Raw genomic sequence first — 13,776 nt, forward strand, 5'->3', positions numbered from 1 at the left:
GACCTTGAAGGCGCACGGTCATTTCGCGGCGCCTTTCTCCCCTCAAGCCACCAGCACAGTAGCAAACCGAGCCTCGAACCTCTCCGGCGGAATCGGCTGCGAATACAAGAATCCTTGTGCAAAATCGCAGCCGATCCCCCGCAGGAAATCGCGCTGTTCCGTCGTCTCGACCCCTTCCGCGATGACCTCCAGCCCGAGCTTGTGCGCGAGAACGACCATCGCCTCGCACAGCGCCTGATTGTCGGCGTCGAACCCGAGGTTGTGCACGAACGACCGGTCGATCTTGAGGTAATCGATGTCGAACCGCTTCAAATAAGCCAATGACGAGTACCCGGTGCCGAAGTCGTCGATCGACACACGGACCCCGGCGTCACGGAACGTCAGCAGCTTCTCGTTCAACTCTGCGTCGAGCAGCAGCCCCTCGGTGATTTCGACCGCGATGGCCTGCCCGGGCATTCCTTCCTGCGCGAGATGCTCCGACCAGTGGGCGCACACGAGGCTGTCCTGCCGGATCTGCACGGGCGACATGTTCACGCTGATCTGAAACGCCGGCCCGAACAGCGTCCGCCACCGCCGCGCCTGCTGCACCGCCTGCCGGAACACCCAATCGCCGATCGGCACGATGAGTCCCGTTTCTTCCGCCAACGGAATGAACTCGGTTGGGTTGATCATGCCGCGCTCGGGGTGCATCCAGCGAATCAGCGCCTCGGCTTTCCGAATCTCACCGGTCGCGAGTGCGACGATCGGCTGGTAGTAAAGCTCGAACTGCTTGCCGATGATGGCGGAGCGCAAGTCGCTCGTGAGCCGCAGCCGCTTTTCCGCCACCACGCGCAGATCTTGCGTGAAATACCCGACGCGGTTGCGCCCGGCGTTCTTTGCCGCGTACATCGCCTGATCGACGTTCTTGAAAAGCACGTCGAGTTCGGTCGCATCGTCGGGATAGATCGTGATCCCGACGCTGGCCGAGATGAACGCTTCGTCGGTACCGAGCGTGAAGGGTTCGGCCAGCTTTTCGACGATGGCGCCCGCGATCCGTCTCACGCCATCGGTCCCCTCGAGCATCGGAAGAATGACCGTGAATTCATCGCCGCCGAGGCGAGCGACCGTGTCCGATTCACGCACGCAAGAGCGGATGCGCTTCGCGGCCTCCACGAGTAGAACGTCCCCCTGGTCGTGCCCAAGCGAGTCGTTCACCTCCTTGAAGCGATCCAGGTCGATCAGCATCAATGCCATGCGCTTGCCGTCGGCACCCGACATCCGGGCTTCGTGTTCCAGACGATCATGAAACATCTGCCGGTTCGGCAGATTGGTCAGTGTGTCGAAGTTGGCCTGCTTCCAGATCGTTTCCTCGAACGCCATGCGATCCGACAGATCGCGCCCGGTCGCCAACACGGAGTTGATTTTGCCGGACGGGTCGATCTCGGGCGTCAGTGAAATATGGGTGCACTGTTCCCGCTTGTTCGAGCCGACCCATTTCAACTCGAGGTGCGCGCTCTTTCCGGTCGCAATCGCTTCGGTGATCTTTTGCTCGTAGGCGAGGGTGCTCTCGCCGCCAGGCACTTCCGACGGCCGCTTGCCGAGCACGTCCTTCAAACTGCGCCCGGCAAGCAAGCAGAACGCCGGATTCGCATAAGTGCGGCGCAAGTCGCGGTCGTAGCGCGCAATCGTGTCCGGGGAATTCTCGATCAGCGTACGGAAATCTTGCTCGCTCCTGGCGAGTTCGGCTGTTCGTTCCGTTACGGTCTCTTCGAGGCGCGCGTTGATTTCGTTGATCTTCTGGATCTTCTGGCCGATCGCCGCGCTCATGCGGTCGAACCGCCGGGCCAATCTTCCGAGTTCATCGCTGCGATGCGCGCCGCAGGGTACCTCGTCAGGCACGTCGGCTTCCGCGCCCGCGTCGTTGCCCGTGTCGTCCATCTTCTGCACGAGCCGCTTCAGCGGAACGGTAATGCTGTGCGAAATGAAGTAGGCCAGAAAGATCGAAAGCAGAAAGCCCGCGATGCCGACCAGCACGATCTGGTTGCGCGCGGACTGCGCCTGCGCCGTCAGTGCCTTTTCCGATGTCGTGCTCACGACGAACCAGGTCGTGCCGGGAATCGGGTCGTAGGCCGCGAGATAGCGTCCGCCGCGCCGGCTCTCGAACTCGACGATGCCGCCCGTGTCGCTCGCGGCCTGCGCATGAGCGATCTGTTCCATCAACTTCGGTTCGGCCACGCGGTCGGCGTCGAGCGCGGTGCCGTTGGCGCGCACGATCACCTGGCGATTGCCGGCGTCGAGCACGTAGATATTGGCGCCGCTCCCCGAGGCGAAATCGCGGAAGACGGTAGAGAAATGCTCGGGCCGAACGACGAGCACGAGGCTGCCGATTTGCCGGTTGGCGCTTTTGCCGATGATGGCGCGGACCATGCCGAGATCGCGTTGGCCGAAGCCGCTGTCGTAGCTGCCCCAATAAGGCCGGCCGTCTTGGCGATGCGCCTGTTCGACCAGCTTGACCACGCCATGCGTCAGCCGCGCGAACGCCTGCGTGTCCATGACTCGGTTGTCGCCATCGAGCAGATACTTCTGATTGACGTAGTCGATCGATCCGTAGTGGTCGAGCAGCAGCCGCGTCATGTCCTCGCGCGCCTCGATCTGCTCTTTCGCGTTGCCGTTCGTGACTTGCGTGAGATCGCCTTGCACGCGATCGGACAGAACGAGCAGGCTACTGTCGATCTCGATCTGCTCCATGCGCAGCGCGATGTTGCGCGAGACCTGCTTGACCGCCCCCCGCGAAAAGATCTCCGCCTTCTCCTTGATCGCCGCGGTCGACTTCGCATAGGCGATAAAGCCCGAACTCACGAGCGGCAGCAGCGAAAGCAAGACGAACGCGGTGATCAGCCGATATCGGATTTCAACGCGGCGTAAGACGTCGAGCGAAAGGTAGGCGAACACGCGTCGCAGTGGGGCAATGATCGCGCTCATTTGTAGTGCATCGTTGCCTGATTCTTGATCGACTCGTCAAGCAGCTTGGCGGCTTGACGAGGCGAAATCTTCTGGAGCAGCACGTCTTGCATCAACCGGTGCAATTGCTCGATGGAGTTCGAAGGCAGCACCGAATAGTACGGGCTCGACGTGACACGGTAACGACTGACCGCGTTCGTGTAGTCGACCATCGCCTGATCCGTGACGACCGTGCCCTCGACGTGCTTGAAAGGCGGAATGTTCCGGCGTTTGTGCTGAAGAATCGGGAAGCCCTTGCCGGCGATGAACTCGAGAAAGCGCATGGCCGCCGCCTTATTCGGCGTATCGCAGACGGCGAACCCCGTTTCGCTGCCGATAACGGGAACCACTTGCTGTCCGGGTGCGTTCCAAGGCGGGATGAAGATGCCTACTTTGAAACGATTGCCGTGCAGCAAGAGACCGGCGGCCCAACTGCCGTGGAAAGCCATGGCGACCTTTCCATCCTTGAACAATTGGATCCCGCCGTCGTAGTCGGTCGCCATGAACCCTTTCTGCACGTATCCGCGCTCGGGTATCAACGCGATCTTTTCAAAGATATCGGCACCCGCGGGCGTGTCGAGTTTCAACGAACCATCGGCGATCTTGCGCTTCCAGTCGGGCTCTCGTGCCACGATGTCGTTGGCGAAGCCGGAGGCGAACGGCCCGTTTCCGAGCATGTTCGGGAAGCCGCCGTTCCACATGATCGGCACGAAGCCCGCCCGTTTCAACTGCTCGCAAACACGGAGGAAGTCTCGGAAGTTGGTCGGCAGTGTCTTGATCCCTGCCTTCGCGAACATGGCCTCGTTGTAATAGATCAGCGTCGTGGCTACGCCGCCGGAGATCCCGAATTTCTTGCCTTGCCGGCTTGTCCAATCGCTCTTGAGCGCGCCCAGCATGTTCTGCCACGCGGATGTCCCGCCCACGTCGGCGAGGACGCCCTGATCCGCCAGTTCCGCCGCATACGCATTGGGGTTCACACTGACGAGATCGGGCAGGTTGCCGGATGCGACACGAGGTTTGATGTTCTCTTCGACCGAATTGCCGATCATGAACTGCACGTTCACGTGGATATCGGGATTGAGCTTGCCGAATTCCTCGGCGATCTGGAGCATCTGTTCGGGCCAATCGGGCGCCCAGATCAACGCGGTGATCGTGGTGCGGGCCGGCGCCGATGCGTCGCTCGCGGTAGAACGGTCGTACTGGTCTTGCCGGTCATGGTGCCGGCAGCCGCACAGCGACACCAGCGCCAGTGCGGCAATGCCTGCCAAGAGGAGGGCGCGGTGGAGGTATCGCACGTCAGTTCGCTCCTCGATTCGAGGCGAGATCGATCGGAGCCGGCGGCGTCACGCAAGCAGTCGCAATCGGCAAATGCCGGCACGGGTCGAAGCGCGTGAGTGTGTCCATGGCGGCGGATAGTGCGAGCGAATCGGTATCTGCATAACGGCATCGCGCGATCAACCTTTAGCGGCGATTCGGTGTGCCGAATCGGGTGCCGAGGCGGTCTTGCAGGCGCCGTGGGCGTCGCGTGGGGCGCTACGCACAACACCTTACGGAAAACTCCCTAGGCGGTCAGCGCGCTTATTCAAGCTTTATGCGGCCGGCGGCGCGTCACGATGCCGGGGAACGCGTGCGGCGCGGGCATCGGCGTGCTTCATAGCCGCCCTTCGATGGATGGCGGCTTTCCTGGTATGACGATATAGTTCGCCCTAGACCAAGGCAGCTTAATGTTTAGAGGCGACGCATATGTATTCGCTAATAGGTAAGACGGCGACGTTCCGGCAACTGAGGGCGCTGGACATGGTGGCGCGGCTCGGCAGTGTCTCGCGTGCCGCGGAAGAACTGAATCTGACCCAGCCCGCCGTTTCGCTGCAGATCCGGCTGTTGGAAGAGGCCGTCGGCGCGGCTTTGCTTCAGCGCGTCGGACGGGGCGTGCAGCCGACCGCCGCGGGCGAAATCGTCGGCCGCTATGCGCGCGAAATTCTGCATTTGTGGAGCGAGGCCGGTGACGAAGTCGCGGCGCTGACGGGCGACCTAGGCGGCACGCTTCGAATCGGCGCGATCACGACGGCCGAATATCTGATCCCGCCGCTGCTCGTGAAATTCACGGCGACGCGTCCTCACGTCAAGAGCTACTTCAAGGTTGGAAACCGCGATGAGATCATCCGCATGCTGGCCGCGCACGAGATCGATCTCGCGGTCATGGGAAGTGCGCCGAAGGAGTTGCGCACCCATGCCGTCGAGTTCGCGAAGCACCCCATGGTGTTCGTCGCCGCGCCGTCGCACCCGCTCATGCGGCGCAAGCGGGTGAGCTTGACGGATCTCGAGGCGGCGCATTTGCTTGTGCGCGAGCGCGGCGCCGGCACGAGAACGACCGTCGAAAACCTGTTCAAGTCCTCGGGCCACAAGTTTCATATCGGTTCGGAGCTGTCGAGCAACGAGGCGATCAAGCAGATGGCCGAGGCCGGTCTCGGCGTGGCGTTCCTATCGCTGCATGCGTGCGCGCTCGAATTGCGGACCGGGTTGTTGGGGCAATTGCGTTTCCCCGGAAGCCCGATCGAGCGTGAGTGGTATGTGGTCACGCTTGCCGACCGGCGTATCTCGCAGGTCACGGCGCTGTTTCGGGACTTTCTCATCAAGCAAGGCGCGCCCGTGATGGACGGTGTGATCGCGAAACCGCCGGAGCGGCATCGCGCCTGAGGGAGCTGCGACTGCTGGCGTTCCTTGACGTGCATCTACTCGTCGCGCTTAAAAGCCCCGCTATCCATCTTGCCTTCGATTCGAGCACACGCTTGCCCGAGCTTCGTTTCGGCCCAGGTAACGGCTTCCGCGCCCGTCGTCAGGTTTCGAGACGACGGGGATTTGCAGTCGCGGGCGTGGATTCGTGTCGCCGCTCAGGGAGGGGTGAGTAAAAAATTTTTCTACGAACGATCCAACTCTCAGCTAATTTTGGAGACTTTTTCCTTCTGGGCCACCGTATCATTTCCCCATACCTGAGTGGCGAAGAAGGATCATGAGCGAACACGATACGTTGCATTACCTCGACTATGCGGCAACCACACCGGCAGATGCGCGGGTGATCGAATCGATGACGGTGTGTCTCGGTGTGGACGGCGTATTCGGCAATCCCGCGTCTACTTCGCATGCGGCCGGCACGCAGGCGCGGGCCAAGGTGGAACGGGCGCGAGAGCAGGTCGCCGCCCTCATCGGCGCGAGCGCCGACGAAATCATCTGGACGTCAGGCGCGACCGAGTCGAACAATCTCGCGCTCAAAGGCTATGCGGATGCCGCAACCGGCAAGCGTCACCTGATTACGAGCTGCATTGAGCACAAGGCCATTCTGGATACGATGGCGAGCCTCTCGAAGCGCGGCTTTTCGGTTTCCTATCTGTCGCCGACGCCTAACGGCGAAATCACCGCCGGCGCCGTGGCCGCCGCGATCGGCCCGGAAACGGGGCTCGTGTCGCTCATGCTCGTGAACAACGAACTCGGCACGCTGACGGACATTGCCGCGATCGCTCGGATCGTGCACGCAGCCGGCGCGCTGCTCCACGTCGACGCGGCGCAGGCGCTCGGCAAAACGCCGATCGACGTGCAGGCGCTTGGAATCGACATGTTGTCGATGTCCGCGCACAAGGTCTATGGACCCAAAGGTATCGGCGCGCTATTCGTCCGCCGCGACATCACCGCCCGTATCGCGCCGCAGATGCACGGCGGCGGACACGAGCGCGGCTTGCGCTCGGGTACGCTCGCGACGCACCAGATCGTCGGGATGGGAACGGCGTGTGAGGTGGCAGCGTCGGAACTCGACAGCGACGCGGCACGGATCGCCACGCTGAGTACTCGGTTGGTGGATGCCGTTCTCGCACTGGGAGACGTCACCCAAAACGCCGCCACGGCGCGCCGTATTCCTCATACCTTGAGCTTGACCGTGGGTGTGCCCGGCTTCTACCCGTTCATGCTCGGCGACGCGCTTGCCGTGTCGTCCACGTCCGCATGCAATTCGGCGGCCGGTAAGCCATCCCACGTGCTGACGGCGAGCGGCCTGGATGCCGATGCGGCGGGCCGGACCGTACGCGTGAGCTTGGGCCGCTTTACGACGGAGCAGGACGTCGACTTCGCCGTTTCCTGTTTCCGCCGCGCCCTCGAGCAATGCCGGTCGACTGCTTCGAGCGGTTTTTGCGCCTCGCGGCAAATCACGCCCGCCGATCTGAAGGCCATTCACGACGCGGGCTTCCGCTCCGTGATCTGCAATCGGCCCGACGGGGAAGGCGCCGATCAACCGGCCTTCGAGGAAATCGCCGCGGCCGCGCGTGAACTGGGCATGGATGCGCGCTATCTGCCGATCGTGCCCGGCCGCATCGGCGATGCGGAAGTCGATGCATTCGGCGCCTTGGTCGACGCTTTACCCAAGCCCGTTCTCGCGTATTGCCGAACCGGAAACCGATCGGGCGCGCTCTGGAGCCGTTTGGCGACGCGCGTCCATGCTTCGACGGGAGCGTCCAGCCTATGATGATCGAAGGCCATTTCGATTCGCGCACGTCGACCGTCAGCTACCTCCTGTGCGACAGCCGGACGCGCGAGTGCGCGATCGTCGATAGCGTGCTCGACTATGACGCGAAATCGGGGCGCACGTGGACGGAAAGCGCGGATAAACTCGTGGCCCGTGTGAATGAACTCGGCGCGAAGGTGCGATGGCTCTTGGAAACGCACGTGCATGCCGACCACCTCTCGGCCGCCCAGTATCTGCGTGAAAAAATCGGCGGAAGCATCGCGATCGGCGCGGGGGTTGTCCAAGTGCAGGAGATTTTCGGGCCGGTCTTCAACTTGACCTCCGACTCGACCTGCGACGGAAGAGAATTCGATCGGCTTTTGGACGACAACGACACCCTGCAGCTCGGGACGCTCGAGATCAAAGCCGTTCATACGCCCGGCCATACACCGGCCTGCATCACCTACGTGGTGACGGACGGCCCGGATACGGCGGCTTTCGTGGGCGATACGCTGTTTGCGCCCGACTACGGCACGTCGCGCTGCGATTTCCCCGGCGGCAATGCCGGAGCACTGTACCGCTCGATCGAAAAAATTCTCGGCTTGCCCAAGGACACGAAACTCTTCACGTGCCATGACTACCAACCGGGCGGCCGCAGCGTCGAGTTCATGAGCACGGTCGCACAGCAGCGAGAGGAAAACATTCACGTTCGCGAGGGAATCGACGAATCGACGTTCGTGGCAATGCGCACGGCGCGGGACAAGACGCTGGATATGCCGGCGCTGCTGCTTCCGTCCGTTCAGGTGAACATGCGCGCCGGCCGCATGCCGGACGCGGAGAGCAACGGCGTGAGATACATCAAGATTCCCCTCAATGGCATCTAGATAGACGTCGCCCGCCGGCATGACCCGGCGGGCGTATCGGCTTCATCCGATGCGCGCTCGCTTACATCGGTGGCTTGACACCATCCTTCTCCACCACGATGCGTTGCGCCGTATAGTCTGCGCCTGCCGGAGCCGCGACCACGAACACTTGCTTGCCGGGCTTCAGGTCGGCATGCGTGGCCGGTGCGAAGGTCACGATGGGCACATTCTCCGGCACGGTCACCGCATTCGAACCGCCTTTGTACGAAAGCTTCAGGTTGCGGCCGTCGGTACCCTGGACCACCTGATCGACGTTTGCGTTGGTCATCGTGCTGCTCGGGCCCATGTCCCACGCGTAGTGGCCTTCACCCGTGCCGCGCGCAGCTTCGGGGAACACCAGCACTTCGGTCGCGGTGAGCTTGCCGTCGACGCCGGTCATCGCGGCCGTGCCGACGAACGAGCCCGGCTTGATGTCCTGCAGCTTGATGTTCTTGAGCGCGGTGACGGGCGTGTCGGCCTTCACGGCGATTTTCACGGTGTCGCCGCTGCGGCGATGGACGGTGAGCGTGTCGCCGGACAGCGAAACGATGTCGCCGCGGATCCGTGCCGGTTTTGCCGGGGCTTGAGCGAAAGCCGCGGACGCGAGCGAAAGCGTGAGTGCACTGACGGCCAGCTTGATTCGAGTCGACATGGAATCTCCTTGTGGTGTCGAACGTGAGTGAATGGTGAGTAAATGCGAGGCGATGGCCTCATGAACCGCCGAACCAGTTGTAGCCCTGGTTCTCCCAATAGCCGCCCGGGTATTCGTTGGTGACGGTGATCGCGACGATATGCTTGGGGTTCTTGTAGCCGAGCTTGGTCGGCATGCGCAGCTTCATCGGGAAGCCGTATTTCGGCGGCAGGATCTGGCCGTCGTAAGTGAGCGTGAGCAGCGTCTGCGCATGGAGTGCCGTCGGCATGTCGATGCTCGTGGAGTAGTTGTCCGCGCAGTGAAAGGCCACATACTTCGCGCTTGTGTCCGCACCGGCGAGAGCCAGGAAACGCGCGAAACGCACGCCGCCCCATTTGCCGATCGCGCTCCAGCCCTCGATGCAAATGTGCCGGGTGATCTGGCTTTCCTGCGGCATCGCATGCAGCTCGTCGAGCGTCCACACGCGTTTGCCGATCGCTCGGCCGCCCACCGTCAGCTTGTAGGTCGACGGATCGACTTCGGGCACTTCATCGATGTCGTAGAACGCGTTGAACGGAAACGGCCGCGTGATCATCGACTCGGGGTAGGTCGGCGCGAGTTTGTTCGGATCGAACAGGAATGCCTGTGCCTCGTCGTTGAACGAGGAGATCTTGCGCAGCATGGCGTTGACGGACTTGTCGTCGCTGATGCTGCAGCCCGACAACATGGCAAGCCCCCCGAGCGACAGGATGCGCTTGCCGAATAGGCGGCGGGCGGGCGCTTTCAATTCCTTCGCCGCGTCCTTGATGATGAGGTCGGCGTCCGGTCTGGCGTTGAATAGTTTGAGCGACATGGTCGAAAGTTCCTTGGAGAGGCGCTAGCGCCCGCGGATCATCAGCACGAGCGAGCGCGGCACGAGGGCAACCATGGCCACATGCACGACGAAGAAGGCGACTAGAAAGCTCATGCCGAAGAAGTGCACGACGCGGGCGTTGTCGTAGCCGCCCATCAGCGTGCGAAGCGCAGGGAATTGCACCGATTTCCAGACGACGAGGCCCGAGAGGATGACGACCACAAGATCCAACACCACGGCCAGATAAGCAAACTTCTGAACGGCGTTGTAATGCGAGAGATCGTCGTGGCCGAGTTTGCCGCGCAGCGCGGCATAGGCATCGCCGAATACGCGCTTGATGCTCAGCGGGAACATACGGCGCCGGAAGCGTCCGGTTGCGATGTTCATGGCGAGATAGACGATGAAGTTCGCCACCAGCAGCCACATTGCCGCGAAATGCCACTGGATCGCGCCGCCGAGCCAGCCGCCCAGCGTGACCGCAGGCGGAAATGTCAGCGACTTGAAGATCGGGGAGGCATCGTAGATCTGCCAGCCGCTCGTCACCATGATCAGAATGGCGAGCGCATTGAGCCAATGCGTGATGCGCAGCCACAGGGGTTGGACGGGTTGAAGCGTTTGCCTTTGCACGTCATGCCTCGCGTTCGATCGAGCCTAAACGCTTCGCATGGTAGAGAGCGGCCGCTGATCGATCGATGACCCGTCCATGACTTTTTTGTCATTTTTCGCGGGAATCGCGTGCCGTCGCTAGAATGTCGCCAATGCAATCAGGGTTGCGCCAGCATGACCATTCTCGTTATCGAAGACGACCGCAAGACCGGCGATTATCTGAAGAAAGGCCTCACCGAGTCCGGCTATCAGGTCGATCTCGCGCGCAACGGCACGGACGGTCTGCATCAGGCATTGGCCAACCCGTACGAGTTGATCGTGCTCGATGTGATGCTGCCGGGCATCGACGGATGGCAAGTCATGTCGGCATTGCGCGCGAAACGTGACTTGCCTGTCATTTTTCTGACCGCGCGCGATCATGTGACCGATCGTATCCATGGTCTAGAACTCGGCGCCGACGATTACCTCGTCAAACCGTTTTCGTTCACCGAACTCGTCCTGCGTATCCGCACGCTGCTCAGGCGCGGCGTGATGCGCGAGTCGGATACGTTCACGATCGCGGATCTGCACGTCGACGTCCTGCGCCGCAAGGTCATGCGAAAGGGGCTCGACATCACGCTGACCAACAAGGAATTTGCGCTGCTGCATTTGTTTTGCAAACGGAAGGGCGAGGCGCTGTCGCGCACGCTGATCGCCTCGGAAGTTTGGGACATGAACTTCGACAGCGATACCAACGTTGTCGACGTCGCCGTGAAGCGGCTGCGCGCGAAGATCGACAATCCGTTCGATCTGAAGCTGATTCACACGGTGCGCAGCATTGGCTATTCATTCGGGGAAGATTCGTGAGACGGCCTTCTCGTTCGCTTGCGGTACGTATCGCACTTTCGTTTGCCGCGATCGTATGCGTGGTGGTGGGCATGGTGGGGGCGGCGCTGTACCATGCCACGAACCTGGCATTGTCCACGCGAGCCGACTATCAACTGATCGGCCGCGTCGAGCATTTTCGCTCGCTGCTGCACGATCTCTACACGATCAAGGAAATCGAAGCGCGCCCCAAGCTCTTCGAGACGATGCTCGGCGACAGCCAGGACGTCATTATTTTCCGGCGCCCTGGCATGGCCCCGATCATCGACGTGAACCCCGATCATATGGCGCTGCCGCCGTTCCATATCGTGCCCGTTGCGCGCAGCGTCGGGCTCGACGCATTGTACGAGGGCAAGCGTCCGGACGGCGTGCGTATGCGCTGGGTCGCCGCGCAGGCGCAAATCGGCGACAGCGGCGAGGTGGTGCAGATTATCGCCGCGCACGTGATGACGCAGGAGGCGCGCGTGCTGCATGTCTATCTCATCCGGGTGTGGATCAACGTCATTTGCGCGGTGCTGGTCACGCTAGCGCTGGCCTATTGGGTCACGAGCCGCGGGTTGATGCCGCTCAGGCTGATGGCGGACAAGGCCGCGGAGATTTCACCGAACCGCATGTCTGCTCGCCTCGAAGTGGCTCGTGCGCCCGCTGAACTGCAAAGCCTGGCGGCGTCGTTCAATGCGATGCTCGATCGTCTCGAGCACGGCTACGAACGTTTGCTGCAGTTCTCCGCGGATCTCGCGCACGAGTTGCGCACACCGATCGGCGTGCTGATCGGCGAGACGCAGGTCGCTCTAGCGCATGAGCGAAGCGTCGCGGAATACCGAGGCGTGCTCGAGTCGAATCTCGAGGAACTCGAGCGGATTGCGCGTATCGCGCAAAACATTCTGTTTCTCGCGCAGGCAGATCACGGGCAGCAGCGTATCGATCGCGAGCGGATCGATATTCGCGATGAACTCGAGTCGATAGTCGAGTACTTCGACGGCATTGCGGACGAGCGAGGCGTTACGTTTCAGGTCGATGCCAGCGGCGAAATTGTTGCGAACGCGATCATGTGCCGGCGTGCGATCAGCAATGTGGCCGTCAACGCCGTGCGTTACGCGGAGCCGGGCACGGTGGTGCGGATGCGCGGGAAAGAGGACGAGACCGGCGCGTGCATCGTGATCGGCAATCGCGGGCCGCGAATCGAGCGCGACGAACTCGCGCGCTTGTTCGACCGCTTCTATCGCGGCGACACGGCCCGCAGCAATTCCACCGAATCGAGCGGGCTCGGTTTGTCGATCGTGCAGGCCATCATGCGCCTGCACGACGGCAGCGTGTCGGCGGATTGCACTCAGGACGGATGGGTCGAATTTACGCTGCGCTTTCCGCGGGAGACGGAAAGCGCGGTGGTGCAGGCGTAGCCAGGTGGCCGGACCTAGCGGTGTCGGCAGCGCGCTTCTAATGCCCGCTATACGGGCGCGTCAGTATTTCAAGCAGATGTCCGTTCGGATCCTCGAAATACGCTCCACGCCCGCCGTCGCGCGTGTTGATCTCGCCCTCGCGGTGCTGTGCCGGATCGGCCCAGTACCGAACTTTGCGGGCCTCCATGCGGCCCATGATTTCCGTGAATTCGGCCTCGCTGACAAGAAACGCGTAATATTGGCGTGCCGCCTTGCCCGAGCCTGGTCCTCGAGAACGCGTCTCACGTCGATTTTTCTGCCCCTGATGCCGCACACGCCGACGCAAGGAAGTATTTGCCATCGCTGCAACACTTGCTCACAACGAACTCCCCCCACAAACCATAATCTGCTGCCCGGTAATCGCCGCGGCGGCATCGCCGATCAAGAACGCCACGAGCGCTGCGACTTCCTCCGCCTTCACATAACGCCCGATCGGCGGCACTACCGGCGCGCTCGACGCGCGATTCCCATCCTTCAGCATCGGCGTCTCAGTCGCAGCCGGCGATACGACATTCACCGTGATCCCGCGCGGCGCCAGTTCACGCGCCCACGAGCGCGCCATCCCGACCATTGCGGCTTTCGCCGCCGCATATTGACTGCGCCCAGCCGCGCCGTCCGACACCCGGCTGCCGATCAGCACGATTCGGCCGCCGTCGGGCATGGCCGGCAGCAACGCGTCTGCGAGCGCCGCGCTCGCACCGACGTGCAGCCGCCACATCGCTTCGCCGCTCGCCGCATCCAGTTGCCCGAGCGGCGCGGTCTTCATGAAACCCGCCGCATGCACGAGCCCATCGACTGCGCCGAGTTCAAAAGCGAGCGGTGAGATCGATCCAAGATCCCCAAGATCCACCGCCCGATGCTCGAAGCGCGGATCCGCCAGATCCGGCGCGGTGCGGCTCAGCCCAACCACGCGATAGCCGTCCGAGAGCAGACGCTGCGCGATCGCATGCCCGATTCCCGAGCTCGCGCCCGTCACGACGATTCGTTTTTCCGATTCCACTTGCAGTCCCGCC

Annotated in this window: 12 protein-coding genes; 5 read left to right on the forward strand and 7 right to left on the reverse strand. The window is 62.3% G+C overall.

The features are described from left to right. Positions 1–42: 42 nt before the first annotated feature. Complete coding sequence (locus tag DWV00_RS07360; RefSeq protein ID WP_115532927.1) at positions 43–2,961, reverse strand: bifunctional diguanylate cyclase/phosphodiesterase; 2,919 nt, start codon at positions 2,959–2,961, stop codon at positions 43–45. After that, entirely contained in the window at positions 2,958–4,274 is a 1,317-nt protein-coding gene (locus DWV00_RS07365; protein ID WP_115532928.1) for an ABC transporter substrate-binding protein, read from the reverse strand. Before DWV00_RS07365 ends, DWV00_RS07360 begins: the two co-directional genes overlap by 4 nt. A gap of 448 nt (positions 4,275–4,722) precedes the next feature. On the opposite strand from DWV00_RS07365, the gene DWV00_RS07370 reads away from it, so the two are divergent. The 3 genes from DWV00_RS07370 (at position 4,723) to DWV00_RS07380 (ending at position 8,352) form a co-directional block, all read left to right on the forward strand. After that, positions 4,723–5,676, forward strand: coding sequence for a LysR family transcriptional regulator (locus DWV00_RS07370; RefSeq protein ID WP_115532929.1), 954 nt, complete (start codon positions 4,723–4,725; stop codon positions 5,674–5,676). A 313-nt stretch (positions 5,677–5,989) separates the two neighbouring features. After that, positions 5,990–7,489, forward strand: coding sequence for an aminotransferase class V-fold PLP-dependent enzyme (locus DWV00_RS07375; RefSeq protein WP_115532930.1), 1,500 nt, complete (start codon positions 5,990–5,992; stop codon positions 7,487–7,489). Then, on the forward strand, positions 7,486–8,352 hold the full coding sequence (locus DWV00_RS07380; RefSeq protein WP_115532931.1) for an MBL fold metallo-hydrolase: 867 nt from the start codon (positions 7,486–7,488) through the stop codon (positions 8,350–8,352). The genes DWV00_RS07375 and DWV00_RS07380 overlap by 4 nt, the downstream gene beginning before the upstream one ends. Before the next feature lie 61 nt (positions 8,353–8,413). Here DWV00_RS07380 and DWV00_RS07385 read toward each other — a convergent pair whose 3' ends face one another. Genes DWV00_RS07385 through DWV00_RS07395 form a run of 3 tightly spaced genes read right to left on the reverse strand, consistent with a single transcriptional unit; the run spans position 8,414 to position 10,400 of the window. Then, complete coding sequence (locus DWV00_RS07385) at positions 8,414–9,022, reverse strand: hypothetical protein (protein WP_115532932.1); 609 nt, start codon at positions 9,020–9,022, stop codon at positions 8,414–8,416. Between the two features lie 58 nt (positions 9,023–9,080). Then, positions 9,081–9,854, reverse strand: a complete 774-nt coding sequence (locus DWV00_RS07390) for a molybdopterin-dependent oxidoreductase (protein WP_115532933.1) — start codon at positions 9,852–9,854, stop codon at positions 9,081–9,083. 24 nt (positions 9,855–9,878) lie between these two features. Beyond that, positions 9,879–10,400, reverse strand: a complete 522-nt coding sequence (locus DWV00_RS07395; protein WP_245964778.1) for a cytochrome b/b6 domain-containing protein — start codon at positions 10,398–10,400, stop codon at positions 9,879–9,881. Positions 10,401–10,634: 234 nt separating this feature from the next. Between DWV00_RS07395 and DWV00_RS07400 the strand changes: the two genes are divergently transcribed. Both DWV00_RS07400 and DWV00_RS07405 read left to right on the forward strand, forming a co-directional pair. Continuing rightward, the gene (locus tag DWV00_RS07400) at positions 10,635–11,306 is read left to right on the forward strand and encodes a heavy metal response regulator transcription factor (RefSeq protein WP_115532935.1); all 672 of its coding nucleotides are present in this window, start codon (positions 10,635–10,637) and stop codon (positions 11,304–11,306) included. After that, complete coding sequence (locus tag DWV00_RS07405; protein ID WP_115532936.1) at positions 11,303–12,724, forward strand: heavy metal sensor histidine kinase; 1,422 nt, start codon at positions 11,303–11,305, stop codon at positions 12,722–12,724. The genes DWV00_RS07400 and DWV00_RS07405 overlap by 4 nt, the downstream gene beginning before the upstream one ends. A gap of 37 nt (positions 12,725–12,761) precedes the next feature. On the opposite strand, the gene DWV00_RS07410 is transcribed toward DWV00_RS07405, so the two are convergent. Continuing rightward, positions 12,762–12,920, reverse strand: coding sequence for a VOC family protein (locus DWV00_RS07410; protein WP_220274665.1), 159 nt, complete (start codon positions 12,918–12,920; stop codon positions 12,762–12,764). A gap of 159 nt (positions 12,921–13,079) precedes the next feature. Next, positions 13,080–13,763: an SDR family NAD(P)-dependent oxidoreductase gene (locus DWV00_RS07420; protein WP_115532937.1), complete on the reverse strand. Its 684-nt coding sequence runs from the start codon at positions 13,761–13,763 to the stop codon at positions 13,080–13,082. Positions 13,764–13,776: the final 13 nt, after the last annotated feature.

Origin of the sequence: Trinickia dinghuensis, from assembly GCF_003367175.1 — a bacterium.
In the GTDB taxonomy this organism is placed as follows: Bacteria; Pseudomonadota; Gammaproteobacteria; order Burkholderiales; family Burkholderiaceae; genus Trinickia; species Trinickia dinghuensis.

Coding starts and splice junctions, on each gene's coding strand:
- DWV00_RS07400 (WP_115532935.1), top strand. CDS start 10,635: ATGACCATTCTCGTTATCGAAGACGACCGCAAGACCGGCGATTATCTG.
- DWV00_RS07395 (WP_245964778.1), bottom strand. CDS start 10,400: ATGGTGACGAGCGGCTGGCAGATCTACGATGCCTCCCCGATCTTCAAG.
- DWV00_RS07385 (WP_115532932.1), bottom strand. CDS start 9,022: ATGTCGACTCGAATCAAGCTGGCCGTCAGTGCACTCACGCTTTCGCTC.
- DWV00_RS07390 (WP_115532933.1), bottom strand. CDS start 9,854: ATGTCGCTCAAACTATTCAACGCCAGACCGGACGCCGACCTCATCATC.
- DWV00_RS07360 (WP_115532927.1), bottom strand. CDS start 2,961: ATGAGCGCGATCATTGCCCCACTGCGACGCGTGTTCGCCTACCTTTCG.
- DWV00_RS07375 (WP_115532930.1), top strand. CDS start 5,990: ATGAGCGAACACGATACGTTGCATTACCTCGACTATGCGGCAACCACA.
- DWV00_RS07380 (WP_115532931.1), top strand. CDS start 7,486: ATGATGATCGAAGGCCATTTCGATTCGCGCACGTCGACCGTCAGCTAC.
- DWV00_RS07370 (WP_115532929.1), top strand. CDS start 4,723: ATGTATTCGCTAATAGGTAAGACGGCGACGTTCCGGCAACTGAGGGCG.
- DWV00_RS07410 (WP_220274665.1), bottom strand. CDS start 12,920: ATGGGCCGCATGGAGGCCCGCAAAGTTCGGTACTGGGCCGATCCGGCA.